Consider the following 26,490-nt stretch of genomic DNA (forward strand, 5'->3'; position numbering starts at 1 on the left):
AGTGACTTATTTTTAATGGTACATATTGGGTTTGTATTGTTAAATTGCTGTTATTGTTGTTTTTATTATATGGTTGCTGTATTCGTTAGTCATTCTCATGTTTCATTATCTATTATTTTTTCTAATGATAATTTGAAAATTAAATCATTATATAACTTGAATTTTATCAGGCAGAATCAGCTTCTTTTTATTGTGAATGATAGTTGAAATGCAAGAAGCGCAATTTATTGGATTACTATGGCTTGTTGGTATTCTTGCTGAAGCGATGACAGGAGCTCTGGCCGCTGGGCGAAAGCAGATGGATTTGTTTGGGGTTGTGATTATTGGCTGCGCAACGGCAATTGGTGGCGGTACTCTACGGGATATGATGCTAGGAAACTATCCCCTGATCTGGGTTGAGAATGTGCATTACCTTATCGCCATAGCGTTTGCTTCTTTATTGACGGTCGCTATTGCACCTGTCATGCGCTATCTGTCTAAACTATTTCTTGCTATAGATGCTTTAGGTCTTGCCGTATTTTCAATTGTTGGGGCACAGAAGACGTTAATGTTGGGATTTAGTCCCACAATTGCGGTTGTGATGGGGCTTGTTACTGGCGTATTTGGCGGGGTGATCCGTGATATTTTGTGTAATCAAGTACCTTTGATTTTTAAGAAGGAACTTTACGCGGTGATTTCACTTTTAACTGCTGGATTATATATCATCCTCAAAACCTACCAATTGACTGAATGGATTAACCTCGTGATCTGCCTTAGCATGGGTTTTAGTTTGCGGATGTTAGCGCTGCGATACCATTGGTCAATGCCTACTTTCGACTATCAAGCGAACAGTGACCAACAGACCCATTAAATTCTAAGAAGCAGGCAAGGCAAGTTCCCTGCTTTTTTACTTTGGCGATTACTGTTGGTTTTGGATCGTTTTTAACGCTTCAAGTGCGGCATCATAGTTAGGATGTTCGGTGATGTTTGGCACTAACTCTTGATATTGGAGCTTACCTTCTGCATCAATAATAAAGATTGCTCTAGCTAATAGACCATAATTCTCAATTAACAGACCGTATTTTTCACCAAAATCACGCCAGACTGAATCAGAAAGTACTTTGATTTTGTCAACATTTTCAACTTTGCAGAAGCGCTTCTGTGCGAATGGCAGATCAGTACTTATGGTCAGCATTACTACATCATCTGAAAAGTGGCTAACTTCGCTGTTAAAGCGTTTAGTCTGTAGGGCGCATACGCCAGTATCTAAGCTAGGTACTGCGCTTATCAGCACGGTTTTACCTTTAAAATCACTTAAGGTAACAGGGGTAAATTGCTCATCAACCACTTTAAATCCCGGTGCAATTTCAGCGACTTTAGGTAGTTTACCTTCAAGGGTTACGGTCTTTTCGCCCATAAGCACTTGTGGTTTTTCACTGGCGACAGCATTTGAATTCAGTAGTACTAAACTATAAAAACAACTGACGGCTAAAAATGAAATAGACTTTTGCATTTTATCTCCTTGCACTTAAGTATTTCTGTGCGAACGTAACATTAGTCACTAATGTTACGCTAAAACGCTTTTATGAACCATAAAGAGATCGGTATTAACCGACCTCTTTATCTGATATCAGATTATTTCGTTTCTGGTAATTGCTTCACATGAATATCCATCTGTGGGAATGGAATTTCAATATTGGCGGCATCCAGAGCATTTTTGATTTGCTCAAGGATCTCAAAACGTGCGTCCCAAAAATTAGGGGTTTTAACCCAAGGACGAACAACAAAGTTAATTGAGGAGTTTGCCAACTCAGACAAGGCTACAGTGTAGGAGGGATCTTTTAATACGTATTGATTGTTATCTAGAACGTCGGTTAATATTTTTTTAGTTAATGCGATATCCGCAGTGTAAGAGACTCCGATGACAAGATCGATACGGCGATTTTCTAAGGCGGAGTAGTTAGTGATAGTGCCATTCATAATAGAGGAATTTGGCGCAACAATAACTTTATTATCAGGGGTACGTAATTTTGTTGAAAAAATAGTAATTTCATCAACAGTACCGGCTATCCCTGCTGCTTCAATATAATCACCCACGCGGCAAGGGCGGAATAACACCATTAATACGCCAGAGGCAAAATTAGATAATGAACCTTGCAGAGCTAAACCTATAGCGAGACCAGCTGCACCGATAACGGCAACCAGTGATGCTGTTTGTACGCCAATTTGTCCTAATGTTGCAATGATAGTGAAGACAAATACAATCGTCCAAGTTAAGTTTGCGACAAAGGAAACAACAGTTGGGTCAATTTTTCGGCTGTTGAGCAATTTACGTATAACCTTTTGTGCCACGCCTGAAAAATATTTACCGACAAAAAAGATAATAATAGCGAACAGGATTTTTAGACCATAGGTCATAACTAATTCTGGTGCTTGATTTAATAGACCCTCTAGGTTTTCCATTGAACAACTCCCTAAAAAATACGCTAACAAAAACTATTTATTATTGACGATAAATTGTACTCGTCGATTTAATCTGCGCCCTTCGCTAGAACGATTATCTGCGACAGGTTCAGATATGCCTTTACCGATAACGGTAAATCGATTTGGATTAAAGCCATAGTCTTCAACCAAAACTCGTCTCACATTTTCAGCCCGCTGTAGTGACAACTGATAATTAAACTCAGGTGTACCTACTATGTCAGTGTGTCCAACTAAGACCAAGGCAACATCATTGGCTTCTAGGAATGCTTTGACTAAAGCCAACGTTTTCCATTGTGATAAGTCAACCTCGGCAATTGCAAATTCAAAATATACTATTGCTGTAGCGATATTATGACAATCAGCGCTTGAATAAGTACTTGGATCATTTATGTCACATTGAATGTTGTCTGTGATGACTTCTGCTTCATAGGGGCAACCATTTGCCAATACTTCTGTATTTGCTGGCGTATTCGGACAGGCATCTTTAATGTTCGGTACACCATCTTGATCTGTATCCTGCCAAGCATAAACCTGTGATGTTAGGCTTAATCCTAATATCAAAAGCGTAAGCTTAATCCAGTGCAATAGGGATATATTCACCACAAATCACCTTATATATGATGGGTGTTAGTCAAAAAAGCTAAGAAGTTCGCTTTACTGCCGCTGGACTACCTTAGTGTTGTATTCTATCTATTTACAGCTACTTCGCCAACTCTAACGCAGGTTTTTCATCTGCGAGCGCTGTTCTTAACAAAAGAAATAATCTGAGTATATTCATTTTTTACTTTTATGTACTTTGGCGCTAGAGTCTCTAGCCCATTGGGATTAAGCAAATGAAGTTGAGGGCAAGATGATAGATTTACGCAGTGACACTGTTACCCAGCCGACAGAAGCGATGCGATTAGCCATGTCCAGAGCTGAGGTCGGTGATGATGTATATGGTGATGATCCGACCGTAAACAGTTTGCAGGACATGGCGGCGGAGATGTTTGGCTTTGAGAGTGCGCTCTTTACTGCCTCAGGTACTCAGGCAAATTTACTTGCCCTAATGGCCCATTGTGAGCGTGGGGATGAGTATCTGTGTGGGCAACAGGCACACAATTATAAGTTTGAGGGAGGCGGCGCCGCAGTTTTAGGCAGTATTCAGCCTCAGCCATTGATGAATCAATTGGACGGGACTATTGCTTTAGCCGACATAGAGGCTGCGATTAAACCTGATGATATCCACTTTGCGCGAACACGGTTATTAAGTTTAGAAAATACCATTGGTGGCAAAGTGTTACCGCAAAGCTATCTGGCGAATGCACAGGCGTTGGCTTTTCATCGTGGTTTAAAAATTCACCTTGATGGCGCTAGAGTGGCCAATGCTGCTGTAGCACAAAATATTACCATTAGTGAGATCACCGCGCACTTTGACTCTGTGTCAATTTGCCTTTCAAAGGGGCTTTGTGCACCAGTAGGTTCATTACTCCTAGGTGATGAGCGGTTGGTTAAGAAGGCGACACGCTGGCGTAAAATGCTCGGGGGCGGCATGCGCCAAGCGGGGATTTTAGCCGCCGCAGGTAAATTGGCATTGACAGAGCAAGTGGAAAGACTCGCAGAGGATCATGAAAATGCAACATACTTTGCCCGCAAATTAGCCGAATTAACCGAATTTGAGGTTGATTTAGCCACTGTACAAACCAATATGTTATTTGCGGCCTTGGCGCCCCATATCGATGCTGTGTTATTGGCAAAGCGATGCAAAGAGGCCGGTATTTTAATTAGCCCAGGAAGAACACTTCGCTTAGTTACACATAAGGATATTAGTCGTCAGGATATTGATAAAGTGCTAAACGTCTTTAAGTTATATTTTCAAGCTTAATTGAGTCCTAGGTATTTCTTGCCCAAGCATTGTCTTGGGCATTTTTATAGTCACAAATCAATTTAATGTGGTTGATTGAACATTTAGTGCCTTGAAACGGCACTAGAGTTTGGGCGAATTTTTTGTGCCTATCTATACTAAAACAACGAGATAATATCACTGGGGCAGGTATAGGTTGAAACCTGATAATAATACAAATAAAGGGGTTGATTATTGGACAAATCGGATCAGTGAATTAGAGATGCCAGCACTGTGTTCGACGGTCAAATCGTTAGAAAAGCTCGCCAAGGATGACGTTTCCTCTCTCGCACTGTTGGGGCGTAGCGTGATGCACGATAACGCCTTAACTTCCCGCATATTAAGAGTGGCTAATAGCGCCATATATCATAAAGGCAGTTCGCAAATCTCTACCGTTAGCCGTGCTGCAATTGTGCTTGGTTTTGATGTGGTACGTAATATTTGTATAACGGCGAAACTACTTTCTAGTTTGCTTGAAAGCAAAAATTTGTCACCCGCTGTTTATCAAAGATTAATTAAGTTGATGGCGAAGGCATTTCAATCGGCCATGATAGCGCGGATGATGTTGAGTCATTATGATGAGGATTTACAGGAAGAAGCCTTTATCGCTTCTTTGCTCTACCACATAGGTGAAAGTGCATTTTGGAGTATTGGTGGAGAACTGACAGAGGTACTCGATCACAAGCTCAGTGAATGTGAAACACCTATAGAAGAAAAAGCGCTCATTCGCGAAACACTCGGAACTTCATTCTTACAATTAACGCAAAGTATTGCCCGCCATTGGGGATTGGGAGAATTATTGACCAATGCGGTTAATTATCCAGATGATCAACGTCCCGAAATTCGCGCTATTTTCCTTGCAGATAAACTTTGCAGTATTCTTTCTCAGCCAATCCTCGATAAAGTTGAGTTGGATAAACGTATCAGTCAAGCCGCTATTTTTACAGGGTTAGAGGAAAGTGAGTTTAAAACTCGTATGCAGCGCTGTGCGAATGCAACCCATAAATTAGCAGAGGTATATGGTGCTAGGGTATTACACCAATACCTGCCTGATCCTAAACGTATTGTTGATGAGACTGAGCTTGGAGCCGTTCCCTTAGAAATGCCTCCCTATCAAGCCAACTTGAGTATTCAGTTGGCTAAACTTAGGGAGTTGACCGCTTATGCCATTAATAAGGGTGATTTTAATCAGATCATGCAAACCGTGTTAGAAGGTATTTTAGAGGGCGTTGGAGTAGACCGCTGTGGGGTATTGCTATTATCTCCTAGCCGTAAGCAGCTTCAGCCTCGAGTGATGTTAGGCAAGGATGCTGAAGAGATGAAACAGCAATTTATTATTGATTTAAGTGATAAAAAGGGATTATTTCCTCAAGCGATGGAGCATAAAGAGGCTCTTTGGATAGATGACCCTACCTCTACAAAATGGCGAGAGCAGTGCAAGGAGCTGCAAATCCAGCATGTATCTAGCCAAGGTTTTTTACTTGCACCATTGTTGGTGGATAGCAAGGTTATCGGTTTTTATTACGCAGACAGGGGACCATCTGAAAGGTTTTTTGAAGAAGATGATTTTCAAAGTTTTATCCACTTCTCCCAGTTGGCTAATGTGTGCTTTACCGTATGCTTGAGGTAGAACATTCAAAATGTGAGGTTATTTTTTATTTACTGCTTTGATTTCATTGGTGATCTGCTTAGCAATATTGTTAGGGATTGGAAAACTTAAATGATATTGAGCAATTTTCCATTGGCCATCGGTTTTGATTAAGGCGCCTGTTCCGCGGCTTATACCGTAGGCTGGACTGTTCAACAGCTCATCAAATAGTATGGTATCCCCGTGTTGAACTAAGTGCCGCTCAGTTAAATCGTATCGCCAGCCTTTTGTCGGGCGGGAATAACGTTCAAACTCCGTCATGCCCCAGCGTTCACTGGCATCTGTTCCAATAAAAATGCCATCCTCTCTATACAGTGCAAAATACTTATCCCAATCGGCGTTGCTTGAATATTGATTCAGCAAATCGAGCACTTGTGCTGCAGCTTGTTGATCAGGGCTTATTGCTATTTCAGTTTGTGTCAGGGTTTTAGCAGTAAGTTGCTGAGAGTTCATTATAAAACTGATAAACACGAGTCCCACTGCAGTGAGGATTAAACGTGGGTATTGAAGCTTTTTACTTAACATATTGTTTTCCTTGTTTTTATACTGTTAATTCATCAATGCCAGTTTATCGGATCAAGTTGATAGAAATGACTGATTTCGCGATAAAGGCTGGGATACTGCTGATGCAGTGCCTCTGGCTTTTCAAAAAAAACTTCAGTGACGACAGCAAAAAATTCAGCGGGGTTAGTTGCTCCATAGTAATTAAATAGCGAAGGTCGTCCAAGCGTCGCGGATTCTTCTAATTCGGTAAAGGTTTGATTAAGTACCGTTGACCAAGTGCGGTAGTCTGCACTGTGTTGCAAAATGGGAGCGCCATTAGCGTGCCCATCTTCTTGATCGAGTTGATGGGCAAACTCGTGGATCACGACATTATTACCATCATGGGGATCGGCTGCACCATCGAGTGTATTTTTCCAGGAGAGGATGACTTTCCCCTGCTCCCACGATTCACCGGCGAGTACATTGCGTTGTTCCCACACGACACCACTGATATCTTGATGTTGATTATTCACGATAAAGGCATCTGGGTAGACTAAAATTTGTTTCAGTTTGGGGTAAAAGTCTGTTTTCCGATTTAATAGCAACAGACAGGCTTGGGCGGCGATAGTGACTTTAACTTCGTCATTAATCTCTAAGCCATCGCATCCGATAAAGATTTTTTCATCGATGAATATTTGAATGTGACGCTTAAGCTGAAGTTGGAGATCGCTGGGGAGTGCATGAAAATATGGTAGCCTTTGCTTGAGAATTGCGCGCCAAGCCTTAGGAAAGGGTTTAGCCGTAACTTTACGTCTATGTAAGGTTTTACGCCAACGACTCGAGAGTAACCAAGTGATAGCACCAATGCCCAGAATGAGAGTGAGTACAATAGCTAACATAGGGGTCCTTTCACGCAGTGAGTATATTAGCTAATGGGGATAAAATGTGCTGAAGTCAATCCTTGGCTAAAAATAAAACAGATTTTCCTGTGGGCGTAAATGCTTATGAAGAATGCTGCGCGACGTTAAGAAGGGTTTCTGTGCGATTGCGTCCAGTGAGTTTAGCGTGATAAAGGGCTTCATCGGCCCGATTGATAAGACTATTTGCATCCAGTAGTTGGGGTGGCTGCCAACAGGTAATGCCAGCACTGATAGTTACAACGCCCCCGTGGGGGGAATCTTCGTGGGGAATTTCGAGGCCCATAATAGTTTCCCGCAAATGCTCCGCGACTTTGTACGCATCTTCAAGATGGCTTGAGGGGAGTAAGATCATAAATTCTTCACCGCCATAACGGGCAAGGGTGTTGGTTGGACGCTGCAATATGGATTTGGCGGCATTAACGATTTGCTTTAAACACTGATCTCCGATCACATGCCCATATCTATCATTAAATTGCTTAAAGTTATCAATATCAAACATCACAATACTAAGTGGCATCTGGTGGTCATTAGCGTATATCAATTCTTTTTCTAGCTGGCTGTCTAAATAACGGCGGTTGTAACAACCCGTTAAACCATCGGTTTCGGCCATGGCTTTTACTTGTGCCGCATAGGTTTTTAAGGTCGCGAGTGAACTCACCATTTGCTGAAGCTCAAGGTTGTCTGTGATGGGCATTGGGGTATCAAGTTTTTCATTGGCGATTGCATCCATAGCATCGCGTGTCGCTATTACCGGCTTAATGATGCCTTTAGCGATAAAGTGCCAGCTTGTGAGCCAGATAAAAAAACAGTACAGAATGCCACCGCAAAAGATCAGGAGCACAAATGCCGTACTATGGTTTTTAAGAGCACCTCCTGCTTGTTGGATTTGGCTATCGACCTGTTCGACAAGCTTTTCCGTAAATATGGCAACCACCTGTGCGGCATTAGCTTGGTAAGTTAAATGGGCATTGGCAATATGGGTGTTTTTCAACGCATTACGGGATAATTCAAACAAGTTTTCATCCCCAACTATGTTTTGCCTTATTTGCGATAGCCAATCCACATACATACTTTGATTTTTATCGAATGCGGCTAACACTGTTTCCATGTTGATTAGATGTCGCATAGCCTCCCGTTGGAGTTGATTTAATTGCACTATATCTTCAGCATTTTTTACCTGTGCAAGTAGTGTAAAAAGATGTTCTCCTTGGTGAAGAAACTCTGATACTAATTGGTTTTCTTTAATGTTATTTGAAATTGCGCTGAAATCTTTGTGAGCAAGAAAGGATGGATAGCGATTGTTTATTTGCTTTAGTTGAGTCTGCATCTTATCGCCAAAGGCCGATGTTAAACTGGTCAAGTTAGCTTGAATATTTCCAGCCTGTAATTTTGCTTGTAATGCATTATCTGTCAATGTGCTAAGCAGCGGTATTTGCTGCATATAATAGAGTTGGGTATCAATAGCCTCATTTAATGCCTGATGTAGCTGAGGGGATATTTCAAGGTTGGCAATTGTTCGAGAGTTATCAATAAGCAGCCCCCACTGTGCGGATAGCTCAGCTAAAAGTTGAAGACGTTGCAGTTCATTGTCGTAGTGATTGAGTTTGGTTGTGATGATTTGGAGTTTTTCAGTATCTTTTGCAAGTTTTAACGCCGTGCTGACTTTGACGACATCTTTAGTCACTAAGTGTTCAATTTCTGTTCTTAATTGCTGGGATAGTACGATGGCGATAATACCGTTAAAGAGTGCCATGCCCACTACAATATAGAAGGCAAAGGCGATTTTACGTTTTAAACTAGTCAACCGTTTAGAGGTCATTTGTTATTGTTCTTGTCAATTGCTGGAACTTCTCCATAGGTATTCTGGATGTTTTTTATCTTGGTACTTAATTTGATAAAAATATCAGTACTATCTGTAGCGTTATTGCTCGCGGCATAACATGCTTGACTAAGTTCTGGGTAGATTTGTCCCATTGCCGTTGTCGTAAAGTGTCCAAGAGTTAATACCTTAGTTGACCAAAATAAATTAGCTATATGACTTGCGTTGAATGCTCCGGCTATTTCTCTTAATTCTTCTTTATTAAATTCTGCTGCAGTGACTACATCCATACGACAAGGGTTGCCGCCCCCGAGTGCGTAGGCATATTGTGCTTCATATGTTCCCATATATTTAAGCAGCCAATATGCTGCCTGTGGGTTTTTGCTGTCATAACTGACGGCAAAAGCATAGGCTCCGTTATAGGGGTGTCCGCCGGGCACTTGTGCGACGGCAAGACGTGCACCGGGGATATTTTTCTCGACACGAAAAGAGATTGACCAAAGATTGTTGTAGGCGAAGGGCCAGATGGCTGCTTTACCTGTGGCAATGGCATTTGCGGCTTCATTAAAGGCAAATTGTTCATTTGCAGGGACTGCGTAGGCCATTAATTTGCGATAAATGTCGGCGGTTTTTATGGCTTCATGATTAATTATTGGTACTTCAAAGTGGGTGATTTGTTGTTGATTATATTGAGGCAACATCCAAGCGCCTCCTAGGCTCCAGAGCATGCTTGAAAATTCATCATTAATATGAGGTTTATTACCTGACATTAACGCAAGGCCATAAAAGTCGTGGGTTAACATTTTATCTGCAAGCATGGAACCGGCTTTACGGGTAAAGAACATGCCTTGATCGAGCAGTTCTTCTGGGGTTGTGGCTGGAATTAACGGATAGCCAAAACGTTTTAAGAAGTCCGCTTGCTCAGTTGGATGATTAAAAAGATCCGCACGGTAATGGCTTCCCATCACATAATTATTATAGGGAATGGCATGGATCTCTCCGGAATAGGATAAAATATTGAGCAGGGAAGGATAGTAAGGTTCAAGATACCACTGCATCGCCTTTTCGCCGTCTGGATCATATAGTTTTGCTAATTGTACGAGGGGAACGGTATAACCATTTGCAGCCCATTCCTTTGCCCATCCAGCCTCCATTGTGAGTAGATCATATTTCCCTTCACCTTGTTTTAATGCCTGAGTCTGAAGGTTAAACATTGACTCAAGTTCAGTGCTGACAACTTTGACACTGACACCTGTTTTTTCAGTAAATTTAGGTAGCATTTCTTGGGTGAGGTAATCGGTCCAAAAGCCTTTTTCAGCCACTAAAGTGATGGGGGTTTTATTTGTCAGTGGCGGTATTTGCGCTACAGTGAACTCAGCCTTCAACGGCGTCACTAGCGTTAATCCAAATCCAATGAGTATGAAATGAAGCTTCTTTAACAAAAAATGCCCCTTATTTTTATTAATATGTTAATAGATCACTTTTATCATGGTTGTTATATGTTAATGATAGGCGGGATAAAAATTTATGAGGTGGTTTTTTGAGGGTTTTATGCCATAAAAAAACCGATAATCTAAAGATTTTAAAAAATAGGGAGATAGCAGCATCTTTTCAGTCGAAAGTAGGCATAAGAATCGGTATCTGTGTCATCAAACTGCCAAATAATCCCGTTACTATCTTCATAATATGTCGTCTAATTACCTTGATTTTTACCATTAGAGAACGGATGCAAAATGGATATCAAAACTATCATGCCAATCGAATTTGAATTAGTTGAAACAGCGCCTTTATTCCATGAGTTACTTTATCTACGTGATGCGGTGGGGCGACCATCAATCGGGGTTGAGCTCGCGGATCATAGGCAATCCCAAGTATTGTACTGGGTATCAGTACGGATGAAGGGGGAGGTGGAAAAACTGCAATCAAATGTGGTTGCAACTGCCTGTGTCTATCGAGATCGGCCTACTCATTTAGCCATTGAAGACTTTATTGTGCTTCCAGAATATCAACATCATGGGCTTGCAAAAATAGTCTTAGAACGTGTGATGACCTTTGTGGATGAGCAGGCCAAGTCTGGTACTTGTGTGAGTATTAATGCCTATGGTGAAGATGATCGCTTGTGCGCTGAGTATGGTTTTGTGCATTCCTATTGTGCCAGTTTTGGGCCAAATTTATTGAAAATCTATGCTTAAAATGAAGCATTAGCGGGTTAACGTTAGTACCAACCCGCTTTTGCATGGTTTGCGCACGTGACTCGGTGCGTTGATCGATTTTATGCAAGTATTTGCCCAGTTTCTGATGTAGCATCTTGATCCAAATATTGCATACAGGGCGTTGCCCTGAGGTCATAAGATGGATCAGCAACAGCTTATCGATGCCGTTAATCAAACCATGCCTTTTGGTAAATATGCCGGACGAAAACTCTTAGAATTACCCGAGCCTTACCTTGTTTGGTTTCATAAACAGGGATTTCCCCAAGGAAAGCTCGGAGAACAGTTAGCTCTGATGTATGAAATTAAGCTCAATGGCTTGGAAGGTATGCTAAAACCCCTATTGAAATGAGTTCCCATCCTTGGGATAAAAATCATACTTTTGCGATAGGTGTTGTATTTCGTGATAGAGATTAGCGATTTATTGCGTTTGGCGTGCTTTAATGAAGCATATTAGCAAAACAAAAGGAACGTAGGCATGATGGCAAAATTGGTAAAATTAGCAGCAGTAGCAACCTTAGCATTAGGTATGTCAAGTGCTTGGGCTCAGGGCGTAACCCATGAAGGTACTGTTGTTGATACAATGAACGGCGGTGGTTACACCTATGTTCAGATTAAAGAAGCGGACAAGACATTTTGGGCTGCAGGTCCACAAACTGAAGTCAGCAAAGGCGATAAAGTGGCCGTTGTTGAACAAATGTGGATGAACGAGTTCACCAGTAAAACGTTAAATCGTACCTTCGATAAGTTGCTTTTTGTTGGGCAAATCGAAAAGAAATAATCGCTTTAATATTGCCATTGGCGAACGCCAGTCATAAAACGGCCTCGAAGATATCGAGGCCGTTTTGTTTTCAGCGGGATTATTCTCGGCCTTACTTAGTGTGCTCTTGTACTCTTGTGCTATCGGCAATGTAAAAAAACACGGCAGAATAGTCGTTGCGTATTTTGGCGTTTGGAGTAAATGGTGACAATTGTTCGACAAGTGGAGATTCTGCCTTACCAACCTAAATATGCCCAAGAAATAAGTGAGCTGTTTCATTTGTGCGTCCACCAAATTAAGCATGAGCGCTATTCGCAGGCGCAGCTTAATGCTTGGTCCCAAGCGCCCAGATCGGCGAAACATTGGCATTTACGCTTAAGTCGCTCCCAAGCTTGGATTATTTTGGTGACATCGGCCGAGAGCTTATCTAAGATTTGTGTTGGTTTTATCAACGTTGAAAGCGATTATTACCACCGTGGTTACATAGATAGTTTCTATATTCATCCTGATTGGCAGCACCAAGGATTGGGTGGGCGCGTCTATAGCGCGTTAGAACAGTGGGCGAAGGGACAGGGATATGCCAGTTTAAGTGTTGATGCCTCTTATTTATCTAAGGGATTGTTTACTAAATTGGGATTTATCCAAATCCAACGTAGCTACCAACAAAAACTGGGGCAAGTGCTCTCGAGTTTTTATATGACTAAAAAACTGTAACTGAATGGGATTATCCTCCCTTTTGTCGATTGACCTCCATTACCCATAGGAGCGAACACAATGCAGATACGCTTATTCTCCCCTAAGGATGTTGCACAGATTGCCTCTGTGTTCAATGCCAGTGTGATGGAAGGCGCACAGGAATATTACTCGCTGACCGAGCGTTTAGCGTGGGCACAAAATCAAGGTGAAGCCCGTAGCGATGATTACTGGCTCGCTAAACTTGAAGATACAACCACTTGGGTGGCTGAGTTCGGTGATAAGTTGGTCGGGTTTATCACCCTGAAGTCTTGCCCCATAGTCGAACTCGATGTGCAGGTCGGGGAAGTGGATTGTTTATTTGTTCACCCTGAATACAGTCGTGCAGGCGTAGCCACGCTGTTATATCTAGCGTTGTTTGAAGAGGTTAAAAAGCGTGAGTTTAAACGTTTAACGGTCGAGGCCTCATATCAAGCGCGTCCATTCTTTGAAAAGCATGGATTTAACTGTATTCGCCGTAATGAGCTGCGTCGATACTTAACCCCTGAAGATAAACAGCAGGATCAAGCGCAGGTATTAGTGAATTTTAGCTTGATGCTGTCACTCTCTCACTAAGGCCTCGCTTAGTTAATCGCCATTTATGCTATCCGTCTAGGCAATAAAAAACCGCCAATGCAAACAAAGGCGGTTATTTTATTATCATTTAGCAGCAGCTTAACGAGTTTATGTCACGCGATCTAACATTAAGCTAAGTCAAATACTAGGGCTGTCACTGCCTCTTGTGCTGCCGTAAACGTAAGCGTATCGAGTCCTGTGATGTGTGCTCCATCCCCCGGATTTAACAGAGCTCCATTGACACTCAATTGCCCCTCCACTAATTGCACATACAGATTACGGTTCGCTTGCACTTGCTCCATCGTCACTTGCTCGGCTGGGGCAAGCTTAAGTCGATAAAGTGTTGCGTCTTGCTGTACCTTCAACGTGCCATTTTCACCCGTTGGTGTGACTACAGGCGTAAGAGCCGAGGTTTGAGCAAAGGCTTTTTGTTGATAGCCCGCATCAATCCCTAAGGTGTCTGGTTGGATCCAAATCTGTAAAAAGTGCAGCGGCTCAGTGTTTGAAGCATTGAATTCGCTGTGATAAATCCCTTTACCCGCAGACATCAATTGAAACTCTTCCGCTGGTAAGGTTTTGATATTACCGAAACTATCCTTGTGGGCGATAGTGCCAGATATCACGTAACTGATGATCTCCATGTCCTTATGCCCATGGGTATCAAAACCTGCACCGGGCGCTACTCTGTCATCGTTAATGACTCTTAGGGATGAGATCCCCATGTGATCTGGATCATAGTAGCTAGAGAAAGAGAAGGTATGTTGACTCTTTAGCCAGCCTAAGTCTGCTTGACCGCGATCCTGTGCTTTTCTTAATGTGATCATCTTCATTCCCCTTTATTTGATGCGGTTAGCGAATACATTATCTACAGCTAACTTGCCTGCCCCTGAAACCGCTAGAGATACTGTTGCTGCTAATAGAGCTAGACCAAATTCATAACCGTTGTTGGCAAGGAACAAGCCATTGCCTATATGGACCGAGAAAATCGCCACTATCATAGTGAATGACAGTACGAGGGCGGTTGGGCGTGTTAGTAGGCCGAGTAATAGGAATAGGCCGCCGAAGAATTCACTTGAACCCGCCATCAGTGCCATTAAATAGCCAGGCGTTAGACCAATTGATGCCATCCACTGTCCAGTGCCTTCTAAGCCGTAGCCGCCAAACCAGCCAAACAGTTTTTGAGCACCGTGGGCGATTAAGATAATCCCTATCGGAATACGCAGGGACAGTGGTGCAAAGCTAGGAGCTGATTTCAGTGTTTTTACGATGAGTGCTTTCATGGGATATTCCTTATTTCAAATTTTTTAACTAAGTGAGTTAATAGTGCTGTTAGGTGGATGTTCTCTGTGAACCTCTCCATTGCTAAACAGTTTAGGCTTGACCTTAGGCAAAGAAAATCGGAACATTTTCAATGTTAACTTCAAATAATTTGAATAAGAGGTGTCTATGTTGCCAGCTATTAGCCTTGATGGATTAATTGTGCTCGATGCTATTGATAAAAAAGGGAGTTTTTCAGCCGCGGCAGAATCGTTATTTCGAGTACCTTCAGCCTTAACCTATACAGTGCAGAAACTTGAAAGCGATTTAGGCGTAAAATTATTTGAACGTAAGGGACAAAGGGCTGAACTGACACTTGTCGGCCAACTCGTTTTGCGCCAAGGTCGGGAGATCCTTGCTGCCACATCGCGGCTCGAAGAGGCGGTGCGCCAGTTGGAAACTGGCTGGGAGTCGTCCTTAACCTTAGCGATAGATACCGTTGTACCGATTTTACCTTTACTGCAACTAATTGGTGAGTTTACGGAATTGGGCAAACAGGTCACGGTGAATATCAGTGAAGAGTCCTTAGGTGGAGGCTGGGATGCGCTCTATTCAGGACGCGCTGATATTGCTATTGGCGTTACCGGGGAGTTGCCAAAAGGGCAATATCATTTGGTTGAAATTGGTCATCTTGAGTTTGTATTTGCGCTTAATCCAACCCATCCCTTAGCCCAACATGGGGCGCCAATACCCACTGAAGCGCTGTTACAGTTTCCATCTATAGTGGTTGCAGATAGCTCTATGGCATTGGCACAGCGCTCGAGTGGTTTATTTGATAGTCGTCAAGTCATTCGAGTGCCGAATATGCAAACTAAGATTAAAGCGCAGCAACTGGGCTTAGGTGTGGGCTATATTCCAGCGCACCTTATTGCTAAAGAACTTGCATCGGGCGATTTGATTGCCTGTGCCGTCGAGATCCCCCGCCCCACACAGACGGTATTTTTGGCATGGCGTAAGGGGAATCAAGGCAAGGCACAAACCTGGTTTGCCGAGCGGTTACCCCATTGTGAATGGCAGTTTTAACATGACAGTTCATAAATATACCCTAGGATTCTTAGGGCTTATTCTCGCCGGTAATGTGCTTAAAGTTGGCCAGAGCGCTTTAAATGGCTAGTGTAGTGAACATGTGGAGATAAAAAGTCCGCTAAATTAGGTGATCTATTTAAGAAGCGAATAAATGCCTGTGGCAGGGTGAGGGATCCCATCGATTCCTGCCAGCTTGCCTGTAACAGAGGGGAATAGCCTTCTTTACCTGCGGCCGTATATGAGGTAGATACACCAACATACAAAGACTCTGGTTGGACGGGATACCAAAGCAATTGGCTATCCTGCTGCATCATTTCGAGTTTAAATAAGCGCTCGCCCAGTGGTCGTCTACCATCATAGTAATAACGTAAGCCATAGGTATAAGGGAAACTGCCTGCCCCAGTGCCTCGTACACTATTATTGGTTGCAGCATTAATTGCCGATTCAAGTGCTTGATAGAGGAACTGGCCCTGAATTTCATATTTCACTAGAGGTAATTCAAACGGCAACAATTGCCCCATTACATCCGCTAGGGTCAATTGTCCTTGGGCAACCGACTGGCGTACGCCGCCGGCATTATGCAATGCAAAGTTCACCCTAGGATCTTCAATTTTAGCCTCTTGGAACATACTTCGGCTCACCCAAGGTGCGACTTCACTGCCATGGGGCAACGCTTTTGATGGCAAGCGAGTGTGGACTAAATTTTTAGGGACGAATGCAAGAACTTTATTTTCCATTTCGGCAATCGCAGGGCGATAAATATCATTAATGATCCCTACGATATCTTCATCTGTGTCATCCCAATAAATATGGGGATGACGGCAGAGTTGTTGACGTACAGCTTGGTAATCTGAATCGCTCACACTCATGCTCGAACTTAGGATAAAGTGCTGATCAAGCATAAAATAGTTGCCGCCCTCGAGTTGGACAAATCGGCCATTGGCGTCAAATTCGATCTGAGCTAAGCCTATGGTCTCTGCGTATTTTCCTGCATGGACAATTGGCGTGCCATTGACGACTTCACCATAGGGCAGGTTGCTTAAACCTAAATCGCGAAAATCCCCCTGCAAAGTATGGGTGTGCCCACCAACAATAAGGCTAATACCTGAGACTTGTTCTGCGAGCCTTTTATCCTGATCTAACCCTAAGTGACTCAGCACAATAATATGTTGAATCCCTTGGGTATGCAGATAAGCCACAGTTCGTGCTGTGGTTGCTACGGCATCCACAAAATGGGTATCAGGATCGGGACGGGCAATTTCTTTCATTTGATCTAAAGTAATGCCAATGATGGCCATCTTTTGATCATAAAAGGGTTTTACGATATAGGTTGCCAGTTGTTGTTCATGGTCATAGGCCAAGATATTAGGCACGCCACATAAACAACCCGGTTTATTAATATCCTCTTGGCTTAAATCCATATTGCCTGCAAGCAAAGGAAAATCAATTTGCTTGGCAAAATCGGCAAGGCGAGCGTTACCCTCGTCAATATCGTGATTGCCGATAACCATAGCATCGGGTGCTAGCAGATTGAGTAAGTGGGCGTTGGCCTTGCCTTTAAAATGGCTGAAATACAGCGTGCCCTGGAAACTGTCACCACCGTGTAGGAAAATAAAAGGCGTATCGGTTTGTGCAGCGGCGTGACGCGCTTTTGTTATGTGATGGCCGATGCGGGCATAACCACCGCTATGGCTAGTCACATCTAGCTTATGCTGGCCCATATTAAGGCTAAATTGGACGCGGCTGGGTTCAAAATTTGAGTGTGTATCGTTGATGTGCGCGAGTGAGAGAATGTAGCCCTGTGTCATAACTTACCTCTTTTACGGCGGGAGAGTATATACCCAAGTGACCTCAAAATGCGAGACTCAGAGCGATTTGAATATCCTCCCTAAAACAACAAAGGGAGCTAGGCTCCCTTTCTATTAACAAGCGCTAAATGACATGATATTAACCCGATCTGGCCTCATCATCATCGGCAGCGGCTTCAAAATCACCGTCATCGGAGAGGCGAATGCCTTTTTGCTTCATGCGTTTGGCCCATAATTTACGCGCTAACTGTTGCATATCAGTGGCCGGATCATTCACATCAACAATCTCTAAACCTAGCATAGATTCAATAATGTCTTCTTGTGTCACGATACCTTGGCTACTGCCGTATTCATTAACGACCATGGCAATTTGCGTATTACGCTTAATCATTCGTTCGAATAATGGCAGAATTTTTGCGGTTTCTGGCACCACAAATAGATTGCGTTTTAGCTCCCCAATCGGTGCATCTGGGGTGTAACGCTCGGCCAACAGTACATCGGTACGGGTTATATAACCAATAATATCATCGTGATCCTGATCGTATACTGGAATGCGAGTAAAAGGTTTATCACGGTACTCTTGAACAAACTCATTCTGGGTAAGGTCAACGGGTAGTGAAAACATCACAGTGCGCGGCGTCATAATGGCGGTTACTGGCATATCACGCACCTTCAGCATTTGAGTCAAAATTTTTGACTCTTGCTCATCAAGTTCGCCTGATTCATGGCCAATTTTTGCCATAGCACTCATTTCTTGGCGAATATATTGACCTTCTTCACCTTTACCTAAAAAGTAAGTTACTTTTAGTGACAACCAAATTAAGGGTTTAGTTATACGCTTCATCCAGGTGATCGCAATAGAAACACTCGGCGCAAGGCGACGCCAATGGTTTGCACCCACAGATTTAGGAATAATTTCTGAGAAGAATAGGATAATAAAAGTTAACACACCTGAGAAAACACCCAGCATTTCATCCCCAAACACTTTTGCTGCCTGTGCACCCGCAACGGCTGCACCTACGGTATGGGCAATGGTGTTTAAGGTGAGAATAGACACTAAAGGCGCTTCAACGTTCTCTTTGAGTTTACGTAACCTTGCTGCGGCAGCACTGTCAGTATGCTCAAGTGAGGCGATATAACTCGGGGTAACCGAAAGCAAAACAGCTTCGAATACACTGCACAGAAAAGAAACCGCGACAGCGACAAGCACTATAATGATGAGGGTTAACATATAGGTGGTATTACAACTCCGTATTTTAGGCCAACATTAGCCCAACGGGATTCTATCATAGTCGAGTCGTGTTGCTGGCTAAAAATTTTTTGCGTCTGTATAATTCGCCGCCCTGTTGCAGGTTTTGGTGTTGAGGTTAGTCATATGAGTGAAAAAAAGATCAATTTATTAGACCTTGATCGTAAGGCAATGCGTGCATTATTTGCAGATTTAGGGGAAAAGCCCTTCCGTGCCGATCAGCTCATGAAATGGATCTATCATTTCGGTGTCAGTGACTTCGAAGAGATGACTAACATAAACAAAGTGTTGCGCCAAAAATTGGCCGCACGTTGTGAAATTGTTGCACCAGAAATTTCCAGTTTCCAAAAGTCTATCGATGGCACGATTAAGTTTGCGATTCATGTTGGTGAAGGGCAAGAAGTTGAGACTGTTTATATCCCTGAGGATGACCGTGCAACCTTGTGTGTATCATCTCAGGTGGGTTGTGCGCTTGAATGTACGTTCTGCTCAACCGCCCAGCAAGGTTTTAATCGCAATCTAACCGTGTCCGAAATCGTGGGTCAAATCTGGCGTGTTTCGCACTTCTTGGGTTTTGCAAAGGATACTGGCGATCGTCCTATCACCAATGTGGTGATGATGGGGATGGGCGAGCCACTACTTAATTTAGCCAACGTCATTCCTGCAATGGACATTATGCTCGATGATTTTGGCTTTAGCTTATCAAAACGCCGTGTAACCTTATCTACTTCCGGTGTTGTGCCTGCGCTTGATAAACTGGGTGACGCCCTCGATGTGGCATTAGCTGTGAGCATTCACGCCCCTAATGATGAGCTGCGGGATATCTTAGTACCAGTGAATAAAAAATATCCACTGCAGGAGTTTCTTGCGGGGATCCGTCGTTACATTGCTAAATCTAATGCGAACCGTGGCCGTGTAACCGTTGAATATGTGATGCTCGATCATATCAACGACAGCACTGAACAAGCTCATGAGTTGGCAAAGTTAATGAAAGATACGCCTTGTAAGGTGAATTTAATTCCCTTTAACCCGTATCCTGGCTCCCCCTATGGCCGTTCATCTAACTCTCGTATTGATCGTTTCTCAAAAGTGTTAATGGAATATGGCTTAACAGTGATAGTCCGTAAGACCCGTGGTGACGATATTGATGCCGCCTGTGGTCAGTTAGCTGGCGATATTCGCGATAGAACGAAGCGTTTAGCAAAAAAACGCATGCAAGAAAATCAGATTTCAGTCACAATGAATTAACTCTTTGTTTGCACAGATTTATAGGCTTGCCCATGAAGCATGGATTGTCAGGGTTTTCATTAGCAATCACCTTGTCATTAGTCATGACAGGGTGTGTAACTGAGCGTACATATACAGGAACAGATATTCCGGTATCAGAGCGAAAATTAGATAGAGTCGCCGCGGCCCGGGAGCGAATGCAGCTCGGTTTAACCTATTTGAATCGAGGTAACTCGGAACAAGCTAAATACAATCTTGATAAAGCTGTAGAATATGCGCCAGAGCTTGAGGATGTTCACGTTGCAATGGCCTATTACTACCAAACCGTGGGTGATCTCGTTCGTACCGAACAAGCGTACCAGAAAGCCATTAGTACTAAGGACGCCTCTGGCGATTCCATGAATAATTTTGGGGTGTTTTTGTGTCAGCAAAAGCAATACGAAAAAGCTGAAAAAATGTTTTTGGCCGCAATAGAAATGCCCAAATATACGCGCACCGCTTCGAGCTATGAAAACTTAGGTTTATGCAGTCGAGAGTCGGGTACAGCAGAAAAGGCACGACAGTATTTTCAGATGGCGTTAAAGTATGATCCGAGACGTTCGGTATCATTGCTGGAGCTTGCTGAGCTTGAGACTGAACAGGGTGATTTTATTCAGGCGCGTAACCAATTAGCGCGGTATCATCAAGTGGCAGCTCAGACTCCAGAGAGTTTAGCGCTCGGAATAAAAATAGAGCAGGCAATGAATGATGATGCTGCCGTTAAGACATTTGGTATTTTATTGCTTGCCAAATTTCCAGCATCACCTCAGGCCAAGCAATACAGAGTTAATTTGCATCAATGAAAGATCACGAAACCAATGCGTCAGTTGGACTTAACGAAGCAGAATCAACGACGCCTGATGTAACGCTCGGAAAAATTTTAAAAAACGCCCGTGAGGAAAAGGGACTCAGCATTGCAGATACCGCAGTGAAATTGCATTTGCGTCCGGGTATTGTTGAAGATCTTGAAGCCGATAATTTTACTAATATAGCTTCTCCCACTTATGTTCGTGGTTACGTGAAAAACTATGCTCGCATGGTGGGTGTCGACTATGCACTTATTCAAGCCTGTCTCGCTAAGCAAGTGCCATTAGTGACGTCACCTGCAATGCAAAGCTTTTCACGCAAGACAAGCTATCAAGCGAGCGACACTAAATTAAAGTGGGTAAGCATATTTATTGTCATCGTATTACTGGGACTGCTGGTTGTGTGGTGGATGCAAAAATCGACATTACTCACCACTGTTGACGTATCTCAACCTACAGTGGAAGAAGTCGCGGCGGCAAACCTGACTCTACCTGGAGATGTGTTACTGACTGAAACCGATGTAAGCCAAGGACTCAGTGATATCGCTGTCAATGGCGCTATGGCAACAGACGGTCCGATCAAGGATACGGATGCAAGCACTATTGATACAAATGCGATAGATACTGACGTGGTAGATACTGAAGCGATAGAGACTGGCACTGTAACGGCTGGAAACACCCATAATGCCGCTAATCGTGATTACGGTGTGCCTGCGCAAAATGTTACTTCAAATCAAGCTGTGGTAGCCAATACTTCTAACGTCAACAGTGCTAATGAAACCCCACCACGTAATATGTCTACAATCCAGTCTTCTTCTGCTAGTGTCCCTACACAGGAAACAATAGCAGTCGCTGGCCAGTCTAATTTGAACATCCAACTCGCAGGTGATTGCTGGATTAATATCCTTGATGCCAAAGGTAAAGTATTAGTGGATGGTGTAAGAGGTGCAGGGGCAAATATTCAAGTAAGTGGCGTAGCACCGTTTAAAGTTATTCTAGGTGCACCCCACGTAGCGACGCTAAGTATGGATGGTCAAGTCGTAAGCCTAGCTGATTTTCCTAAAGGCCGTGTTGCTCGTTTAACTCTTCCTAAAGCGTAAAACTTGATAACAGGCGCAGCAGAACGTACCGAAATAGAGCGTATTAAGTATGTATAATGAAACTCCCATAAAAAGACGTCCTTCCACCCGCATTTATGTGGGTAAAGTACCGATTGGTGATGGTGCGCCGATTGCCGTTCAGTCAATGACCAATACTAAGACGACCGATGTTGAGGCAACCATTGCCCAAATTCGCGCCCTAGAGAAAGTCGGTGCCGATATAGTGCGTATCTCTGTACCGACTATGGATGCCGCTGAAGCCTTTAAACTCATTAAACAAGCGGTTAATGTGCCTTTAGTGGCCGACATTCATTTCGATTACCGCATTGCCTTAAAAGTCGCCGAATATGGCGTCGATTGTCTGCGCATTAACCCTGGCAATATTGGCAATGAAGAGCGTATCCGTAGTGTAGTGGAATGCGCCCGTGACAATAATATTCCTATCCGTATTGGTGTGAATGGCGGTTCATTAGAAAAAGATCTGATGGACAAGTATAAAGAGCCAACACCTGAAGCCTTGCTTGAATCGGCCATGCGCCATGTGGATATTCTGGATAGGTTGAACTTCGACCAATTCAAGGTCAGCGTGAAAGCCTCTGATGTATTCCTCGCAGTTGAATCCTATCGCTTATTGGCAAAACAAATTCGCCAACCTCTGCATTTAGGTATTACCGAAGCCGGTGGTGCTCGCGCAGGTTCAGTGAAATCAGCGGTGGGTTTAGGTATGTTATTGGCCGAAGGTATAGGGGATACGTTACGTATTTCCCTTGCAGCGGATCCCGTCGAAGAAATCAAAGTCGGTTTTGATATCTTAAAGTCGCTACGTATTCGTAGTCGCGGTATTAACTTTATTGCCTGCCCATCCTGTTCTCGCCAAGAGTTCGATGTGATCAACACTGTTAATGAGTTAGAACGTCGCCTCGAAGATGTCACTACCGCGATGGATGTATCGATCATCGGTTGTGTGGTCAATGGACCTGGTGAAGCCTTAGTATCCCATATTGGCTTGACTGGTGGGCATCGTAAGAGTGGTTACTACGATGAGGGTGAGCGTCAAAAAGAACGTTTTGATAACGACAATTTAGTCGATTCCCTCGAAGCGAAAATTCGCGCTAAGGCGAGCCAACTGGCAAACCGTATCCAAGTAAAAGATACAACCGAGTAAAATGTGCGCATTAGTGCCAGAGACTTTGAAGTGTGCCCCGAAACCGATGGGGCCATTTTACGTTTTGTCTTGAGGCGTCTATAATGCGGGACATTTTTTATTAATTTAGCGAAATCGGACGAGTCGATACAGTGGCAAAACAGATCCAAGCGATTCGCGGAATGAATGACATTCTGCCAACCCAAAGTCCTCTATGGCAAAAAGTAGAAGCGGTACTACGTTCGAGCGTCAGTGCTTATGGCTACAGCGAAATCCGCACTCCAATAGTGGAAGATACCGATCTTTTTAAACGCTCTATCGGTGAAGTAACTGATATTGTTGAAAAAGAAATGTACACCTTCGAAGATCGTAATGGCGATAGTCTGACCTTACGTCCCGAAGGAACGGCTTCTACTGTGCGTGCGGGTAACGAGCATGGTTTGCTCTATAACCAAGAACAGCGCCTGTGGTATATGGGTCCAATGTTCCGCCATGAGCGTCCACAAAAGGGGCGTTACCGTCAATTCCACCAGTTTGGTGTTGAAGTTTATGGTATCGGTAGCGCAGATATTGACGCCGAAGTGCTTATGTTATCGGCGCGTTTGTGGGAAAAACTGGGGATAAGCGAGCATGTCACTCTTGAGCTCAATACTCTGGGCGATCCTGCTGAGCGTGCGGCTTACCGCGATGCCTTGATTGCCTTTTTAGAGCAGCATAAAGATAAGTTAGATGAAGACAGTCAGCGCCGTATGTACAGTAATCCACTGCGCGTACTGGATTCTAAAGATCCTCAAGTCCAGGGGATTCTAGCCGATGCGCCAGCACTGATGGATTACTTAGGTGAAGAATCTTCACAACATTTTGCACAATTACGTGAACTCCTAGACGCCGTTGGCATCCAATACCGAGTTAATCCTCGCTTAGTCCGTGGTCTAGATTATTATAATCGCACTGTATTTGAATGGGTTACCAATAGCTTAGGCTCACAAGGCACTGTACTTGCGGGCGGACGCTACGATGGTTTAGTGGCGCAGTTAGGCGGTAAAGATACCCCCGCAGTCGGTTTTGCTATGGGACTTGAGCGCATTGTATTGCTGCTTGAAACCTTAGAACTCACGCAGGATATTCCAGCCGCGGTTGACGTTTATGTCATGGCAATGGGTGAAAATTGTCTTGTCGAAGCCATTAAAGTCGCGCAGGAATTACGTAGTGCTCTGCCAAGTCTTAAGGTGATGAGTCACTGTGGCGGCGGTAACGTAAAAAAACAAATGAAACGTGCTGATAAAAGCGGTGCGAGTGTGGCATTACTGATAGGTGAAGAAGAACTTGCCGAAGGTATGGTCACAGTGAAACATTTACGCAATGACAACGAACAACAACGGGTTGCTCGAAATGCCTTAAGTGCATTTTTAGCCGAACTTACCAAATAAGGGGATGTGCGCGTGGAAATTTATAGCACAGAAGAACAACAAGTCGATGCTATCAAACAGTTCTGGAAAGATTATGGAACATCCATTTTAATCGGTGCAGTCGTAGGCCTTGGTGGCTTATACGGTTGGAATTATTATTCCGATATGAAAGTTGCTCAAGCTGAGGAAGCGTCAAAAGCCTTCCAAGCCTTGACGACAAAATCTGCCGATGAAGCCGCTATGCTGGCTGGTGTTGCTGAGTTTTCTAAAAATCACGATCAAAAGGGCTATCAGGCACTGTTGGATTTGATAGTGGCAAAAACCGCAGTAGAAGCAAAGGATTACCCTAAGGCTATTGATGCCTTGAATAAGGTGATTGCAGCTAAACCTGGTGCGAGTTTAGATACGATAGCTACCCTACGCTTAGCCCGTGTTCAAGCGGAGCAAGGTCAAATTGATGCAGGTTTAGCGACCTTAGAACAAGTGACCGATAAAGCATTTGTAGCCCAGCGCGAAGAGTTAAAAGGTGACTTTCTGGTACGCCAAGGTGATGTTGACAAAGCAAAAACGGCTTATCAAACCGCCATGGACAACGGTGGTGTGGTAACAAGCCCAGCACTTAAAATCAAACTTGATAACCTAAATCAAGCATAAGGGATCCCTTGATGAAGTCTTGGTGCAAAAACCTGTTAGCCGCTGGACTAAGTCTAGCGATGTTATCCGCCTGTTCGTCGAGCGATGTCGAAGAGGAACCGGTAAGTGAGTTAACTGCCATTCAGGCAACTGTGTTCCCTGAAGTGAGTTGGAGCGCCTCTGTTGGTGATGGTGTGGAAGACTATTATTCTCGCCTTATGCCAGCAGTTCGTTACGGTAAAATTTTTGCCGCTGACCGTTATGGTGAAGTCATGGCTTTTGATGAGGCCACGGGTGAGCGCGTTTGGAATCAAGATTTTAGCGAAGTGTTTCGTGATAACGTATTGGCTAAAAATAAAGGTGCTCGTATTGCTGCAGGGGTTACCGCTGCGCGTAATAAAGTCTTTGTTGGCGGCGAAAGTGGCATATTAGCCGCACTTAATGCCGAAGATGGTCAAGTGCTGTGGCATGTCGTTGCTGGTGGTGAACTGTTATCAAAACCTACCGTTGCCGATGATGTCGTCGTTGTGAACACCAGCTCTGGTTCACTCGAGGCTTTTAACGTCGATACTGGCGAAAAGCTGTGGGTGTATAAGATGCAGTTGCCGAACCTTACGTTACGCGGCACAGGTTCAGCCGCCTATGAAGCGGGTGGTTTTTTCATTGGTACTGCCGATGGAAAAGTAGCTGTAGTGATTAAAAACAACGGACAAGCCGCGTGGGAGCAAGCAATTTATAATCCGGCGGGTGGTAACGAGTTTACTCGTATGGCCGATGTGGATATGACACCGCTTATTCTTGGCGACAATTTATACGCGGTTAGCTACAACGGTAACTTAGTGTCGATGGAACTGCGTACGGGTCGCATAGTGTGGACACGTAAGTATTCGAGCTTTAACGAATTAGCATCAGCAGGATTAAGTCTATTCTTAGTTGACGACCACAGCCGTATCTACTCGGTTGATAGACGTAACGGGTTGGAACTGTGGAGTAACGCTGAGTTGACAAACCGAGCGTTAACCTCGCCAGCCGTGTATAAAGACTATCTGGTAGTAGGCGATTTCGAAGGTTATTTACACTTTATCGACCGCAGCACAGGGACGATTGTCGGTCGTATTCAAGTCGATAGCTCTGGATTATACAGCCAGCCGTTAGTGGTGGATGATAAAATCTATGTTCAAGGTCGCAGCGGAAAGTTGGCTGTTGTAACACTTCCATAGTTAAAAGTGTTATCCTTGC

27 protein-coding genes are annotated in these 26,490 nt (G+C 43.7%); 16 read left to right on the forward strand and 11 right to left on the reverse strand.

What is annotated here, in order from left to right:
* Positions 1-208 precede the first annotated feature (208 nt).
* Complete coding sequence (locus L2744_RS09175) at positions 209-850, forward strand: trimeric intracellular cation channel family protein (protein WP_248991621.1); 642 nt, start codon at positions 209-211, stop codon at positions 848-850.
* Positions 851-898: 48 nt separating this feature from the next.
* On the opposite strand, the gene tpx is transcribed toward L2744_RS09175, so the two are convergent.
* From tpx to L2744_RS09190, 3 genes are all read right to left on the reverse strand, one after another.
* Entirely contained in the window at positions 899-1,492 is a 594-nt protein-coding gene (gene tpx / locus L2744_RS09180) for a thiol peroxidase (RefSeq protein WP_248991622.1), read from the reverse strand.
* A gap of 122 nt (positions 1,493-1,614) precedes the next feature.
* Positions 1,615-2,442, reverse strand: a complete 828-nt coding sequence (locus L2744_RS09185; protein WP_248991623.1) for a mechanosensitive ion channel family protein — start codon at positions 2,440-2,442, stop codon at positions 1,615-1,617.
* A 33-nt stretch (positions 2,443-2,475) separates the two neighbouring features.
* Positions 2,476-3,063 (reverse strand): OmpA family protein, encoded by a 588-nt coding sequence (locus tag L2744_RS09190; RefSeq protein ID WP_248991624.1) that lies wholly within the window; start codon positions 3,061-3,063, stop codon positions 2,476-2,478.
* A 250-nt stretch (positions 3,064-3,313) separates the two neighbouring features.
* Between L2744_RS09190 and ltaE the strand changes: the two genes are divergently transcribed.
* Both ltaE and L2744_RS09200 read left to right on the forward strand, forming a co-directional pair.
* Positions 3,314-4,327 carry a low-specificity L-threonine aldolase gene (ltaE, locus tag L2744_RS09195; protein WP_248991625.1) on the forward strand — a complete coding sequence of 338 codons (1,014 nt, stop codon included), beginning with the start codon at positions 3,314-3,316 and terminating at the stop codon, positions 4,325-4,327.
* 175 nt (positions 4,328-4,502) lie between these two features.
* Complete coding sequence (locus L2744_RS09200) at positions 4,503-5,975, forward strand: HDOD domain-containing protein (protein ID WP_248991626.1); 1,473 nt, start codon at positions 4,503-4,505, stop codon at positions 5,973-5,975.
* Positions 5,976-5,993: 18 nt separating this feature from the next.
* On the opposite strand, the gene L2744_RS09205 is transcribed toward L2744_RS09200, so the two are convergent.
* From L2744_RS09205 to L2744_RS09220, 4 genes are all read right to left on the reverse strand, one after another.
* Positions 5,994-6,446 (reverse strand): nuclear transport factor 2 family protein, encoded by a 453-nt coding sequence (locus L2744_RS09205; RefSeq protein ID WP_248991659.1) that lies wholly within the window; start codon positions 6,444-6,446, stop codon positions 5,994-5,996.
* 104 nt (positions 6,447-6,550) lie between these two features.
* Entirely contained in the window at positions 6,551-7,375 is an 825-nt protein-coding gene (locus tag L2744_RS09210; protein WP_248991627.1) for a M90 family metallopeptidase, read from the reverse strand.
* 103 nt (positions 7,376-7,478) lie between these two features.
* The gene (locus tag L2744_RS09215; RefSeq protein WP_248991628.1) at positions 7,479-9,215 is read right to left on the reverse strand and encodes a GGDEF domain-containing protein; all 1,737 of its coding nucleotides are present in this window, start codon (positions 9,213-9,215) and stop codon (positions 7,479-7,481) included.
* Positions 9,212-10,657 carry an ABC transporter substrate-binding protein gene (locus L2744_RS09220; RefSeq protein ID WP_376711940.1) on the reverse strand — a complete coding sequence of 482 codons (1,446 nt, stop codon included), beginning with the start codon at positions 10,655-10,657 and terminating at the stop codon, positions 9,212-9,214. The genes L2744_RS09215 and L2744_RS09220 overlap by 4 nt, the downstream gene beginning before the upstream one ends.
* A 291-nt stretch (positions 10,658-10,948) precedes the next feature.
* On the opposite strand from L2744_RS09220, the gene L2744_RS09225 reads away from it, so the two are divergent.
* The 5 genes from L2744_RS09225 to L2744_RS09245 all read left to right on the forward strand — a co-directional run bounded on the left by L2744_RS09225 (position 10,949) and on the right by L2744_RS09245 (position 13,493).
* Positions 10,949-11,407: a GNAT family N-acetyltransferase gene (locus L2744_RS09225; RefSeq protein ID WP_248991629.1), complete on the forward strand. Its 459-nt coding sequence runs from the start codon at positions 10,949-10,951 to the stop codon at positions 11,405-11,407.
* Positions 11,408-11,567: 160 nt separating this feature from the next.
* Positions 11,568-11,777: a DUF3820 family protein gene (locus tag L2744_RS09230; protein WP_011788692.1), complete on the forward strand. Its 210-nt coding sequence runs from the start codon at positions 11,568-11,570 to the stop codon at positions 11,775-11,777.
* A gap of 126 nt (positions 11,778-11,903) precedes the next feature.
* A complete protein-coding gene (locus tag L2744_RS09235; RefSeq protein ID WP_248991630.1) occupies positions 11,904-12,206 on the forward strand; it encodes an NrfJ in 303 nt (100 codons plus the stop codon).
* 180 nt (positions 12,207-12,386) lie between these two features.
* Positions 12,387-12,899 (forward strand): GNAT family N-acetyltransferase, encoded by a 513-nt coding sequence (locus tag L2744_RS09240; protein WP_248991631.1) that lies wholly within the window; start codon positions 12,387-12,389, stop codon positions 12,897-12,899.
* A 60-nt stretch (positions 12,900-12,959) separates the two neighbouring features.
* A complete protein-coding gene (locus L2744_RS09245; protein WP_248991632.1) occupies positions 12,960-13,493 on the forward strand; it encodes a GNAT family N-acetyltransferase in 534 nt (177 codons plus the stop codon).
* Positions 13,494-13,621: 128 nt separating this feature from the next.
* Here the strand turns inward: L2744_RS09245 and L2744_RS09250 are convergent, their stop codons facing one another.
* Together L2744_RS09250 and L2744_RS09255 are read right to left on the reverse strand one after the other, a co-directional pair.
* Positions 13,622-14,317 carry a pirin family protein gene (locus L2744_RS09250; RefSeq protein WP_248991633.1) on the reverse strand — a complete coding sequence of 232 codons (696 nt, stop codon included), beginning with the start codon at positions 14,315-14,317 and terminating at the stop codon, positions 13,622-13,624.
* Between the two features lie 12 nt (positions 14,318-14,329).
* On the reverse strand, positions 14,330-14,773 hold the full coding sequence (locus L2744_RS09255; RefSeq protein ID WP_248991634.1) for a DoxX family protein: 444 nt from the start codon (positions 14,771-14,773) through the stop codon (positions 14,330-14,332).
* Positions 14,774-14,939: 166 nt separating this feature from the next.
* On the opposite strand from L2744_RS09255, the gene L2744_RS09260 reads away from it, so the two are divergent.
* The gene (locus tag L2744_RS09260) at positions 14,940-15,833 is read left to right on the forward strand and encodes a LysR family transcriptional regulator (RefSeq protein WP_248991635.1); all 894 of its coding nucleotides are present in this window, start codon (positions 14,940-14,942) and stop codon (positions 15,831-15,833) included.
* A gap of 59 nt (positions 15,834-15,892) precedes the next feature.
* Here L2744_RS09260 and L2744_RS09265 read toward each other — a convergent pair whose 3' ends face one another.
* The gene (locus tag L2744_RS09265; protein ID WP_248991636.1) at positions 15,893-17,644 is read right to left on the reverse strand and encodes a bifunctional metallophosphatase/5'-nucleotidase; all 1,752 of its coding nucleotides are present in this window, start codon (positions 17,642-17,644) and stop codon (positions 15,893-15,895) included.
* Between the two features lie 139 nt (positions 17,645-17,783).
* Positions 17,784-18,875 (reverse strand): CNNM domain-containing protein, encoded by a 1,092-nt coding sequence (locus L2744_RS09270; protein WP_248991637.1) that lies wholly within the window; start codon positions 18,873-18,875, stop codon positions 17,784-17,786.
* A 144-nt stretch (positions 18,876-19,019) separates the two neighbouring features.
* Here L2744_RS09270 and rlmN point away from each other — a divergent pair, with 144 nt between their 5' ends.
* The 7 genes from rlmN (at position 19,020) to bamB (ending at position 26,471) form a co-directional block, all read left to right on the forward strand.
* Entirely contained in the window at positions 19,020-20,141 is a 1,122-nt protein-coding gene (gene rlmN / locus L2744_RS09275) for a dual-specificity RNA methyltransferase RlmN (RefSeq protein WP_248991638.1), read from the forward strand.
* 32 nt (positions 20,142-20,173) lie between these two features.
* Complete coding sequence (gene pilW / locus L2744_RS09280) at positions 20,174-20,962, forward strand: type IV pilus biogenesis/stability protein PilW (RefSeq protein ID WP_248991639.1); 789 nt, start codon at positions 20,174-20,176, stop codon at positions 20,960-20,962.
* On the forward strand, positions 20,959-22,065 hold the full coding sequence (locus L2744_RS09285; protein ID WP_248991640.1) for a RodZ domain-containing protein: 1,107 nt from the start codon (positions 20,959-20,961) through the stop codon (positions 22,063-22,065). Before pilW ends, L2744_RS09285 begins: the two co-directional genes overlap by 4 nt.
* Before the next feature lie 49 nt (positions 22,066-22,114).
* Entirely contained in the window at positions 22,115-23,230 is a 1,116-nt protein-coding gene (ispG, locus tag L2744_RS09290; protein WP_248991641.1) for a flavodoxin-dependent (E)-4-hydroxy-3-methylbut-2-enyl-diphosphate synthase, read from the forward strand.
* Positions 23,231-23,361: 131 nt separating this feature from the next.
* Positions 23,362-24,639, forward strand: a complete 1,278-nt coding sequence (gene hisS, locus L2744_RS09295) for a histidine--tRNA ligase (protein ID WP_248991642.1) — start codon at positions 23,362-23,364, stop codon at positions 24,637-24,639.
* 12 nt (positions 24,640-24,651) lie between these two features.
* Positions 24,652-25,272: a tetratricopeptide repeat protein gene (locus tag L2744_RS09300; RefSeq protein ID WP_248991643.1), complete on the forward strand. Its 621-nt coding sequence runs from the start codon at positions 24,652-24,654 to the stop codon at positions 25,270-25,272.
* A gap of 11 nt (positions 25,273-25,283) precedes the next feature.
* A complete protein-coding gene (gene bamB / locus L2744_RS09305; RefSeq protein WP_248991644.1) occupies positions 25,284-26,471 on the forward strand; it encodes an outer membrane protein assembly factor BamB in 1,188 nt (395 codons plus the stop codon).
* Positions 26,472-26,490 lie beyond the last annotated feature (19 nt).

Origin of the sequence: Shewanella profunda (assembly GCF_023283765.1) — a bacterium.
Classification (GTDB): Bacteria; Pseudomonadota; Gammaproteobacteria; order Enterobacterales; family Shewanellaceae; genus Shewanella; species Shewanella profunda.

Coding starts and splice junctions, on each gene's coding strand:
- L2744_RS09175 (WP_248991621.1), top strand. CDS start 209: ATGCAAGAAGCGCAATTTATTGGATTACTATGGCTTGTTGGTATTCTT.
- tpx (WP_248991622.1), bottom strand. CDS start 1,492: ATGCAAAAGTCTATTTCATTTTTAGCCGTCAGTTGTTTTTATAGTTTA.
- L2744_RS09185 (WP_248991623.1), bottom strand. CDS start 2,442: ATGGAAAACCTAGAGGGTCTATTAAATCAAGCACCAGAATTAGTTATG.
- ltaE (WP_248991625.1), top strand. CDS start 3,314: ATGATAGATTTACGCAGTGACACTGTTACCCAGCCGACAGAAGCGATG.
- L2744_RS09205 (WP_248991659.1), bottom strand. CDS start 6,446: ATGAACTCTCAGCAACTTACTGCTAAAACCCTGACACAAACTGAAATA.
- L2744_RS09210 (WP_248991627.1), bottom strand. CDS start 7,375: ATGTTAGCTATTGTACTCACTCTCATTCTGGGCATTGGTGCTATCACT.
- L2744_RS09215 (WP_248991628.1), bottom strand. CDS start 9,215: ATGACCTCTAAACGGTTGACTAGTTTAAAACGTAAAATCGCCTTTGCC.
- L2744_RS09225 (WP_248991629.1), top strand. CDS start 10,949: ATGGATATCAAAACTATCATGCCAATCGAATTTGAATTAGTTGAAACA.
- L2744_RS09230 (WP_011788692.1), top strand. CDS start 11,568: ATGGATCAGCAACAGCTTATCGATGCCGTTAATCAAACCATGCCTTTT.
- L2744_RS09235 (WP_248991630.1), top strand. CDS start 11,904: ATGATGGCAAAATTGGTAAAATTAGCAGCAGTAGCAACCTTAGCATTA.
- L2744_RS09240 (WP_248991631.1), top strand. CDS start 12,387: ATGGTGACAATTGTTCGACAAGTGGAGATTCTGCCTTACCAACCTAAA.
- L2744_RS09245 (WP_248991632.1), top strand. CDS start 12,960: ATGCAGATACGCTTATTCTCCCCTAAGGATGTTGCACAGATTGCCTCT.
- L2744_RS09250 (WP_248991633.1), bottom strand. CDS start 14,317: ATGATCACATTAAGAAAAGCACAGGATCGCGGTCAAGCAGACTTAGGC.
- L2744_RS09255 (WP_248991634.1), bottom strand. CDS start 14,773: ATGAAAGCACTCATCGTAAAAACACTGAAATCAGCTCCTAGCTTTGCA.
- L2744_RS09260 (WP_248991635.1), top strand. CDS start 14,940: ATGTTGCCAGCTATTAGCCTTGATGGATTAATTGTGCTCGATGCTATT.
- L2744_RS09265 (WP_248991636.1), bottom strand. CDS start 17,644: ATGACACAGGGCTACATTCTCTCACTCGCGCACATCAACGATACACAC.
- L2744_RS09270 (WP_248991637.1), bottom strand. CDS start 18,875: ATGTTAACCCTCATCATTATAGTGCTTGTCGCTGTCGCGGTTTCTTTT.
- rlmN (WP_248991638.1), top strand. CDS start 19,020: ATGAGTGAAAAAAAGATCAATTTATTAGACCTTGATCGTAAGGCAATG.
- pilW (WP_248991639.1), top strand. CDS start 20,174: ATGAAGCATGGATTGTCAGGGTTTTCATTAGCAATCACCTTGTCATTA.
- L2744_RS09285 (WP_248991640.1), top strand. CDS start 20,959: ATGAAAGATCACGAAACCAATGCGTCAGTTGGACTTAACGAAGCAGAA.
- ispG (WP_248991641.1), top strand. CDS start 22,115: ATGTATAATGAAACTCCCATAAAAAGACGTCCTTCCACCCGCATTTAT.
- bamB (WP_248991644.1), top strand. CDS start 25,284: ATGAAGTCTTGGTGCAAAAACCTGTTAGCCGCTGGACTAAGTCTAGCG.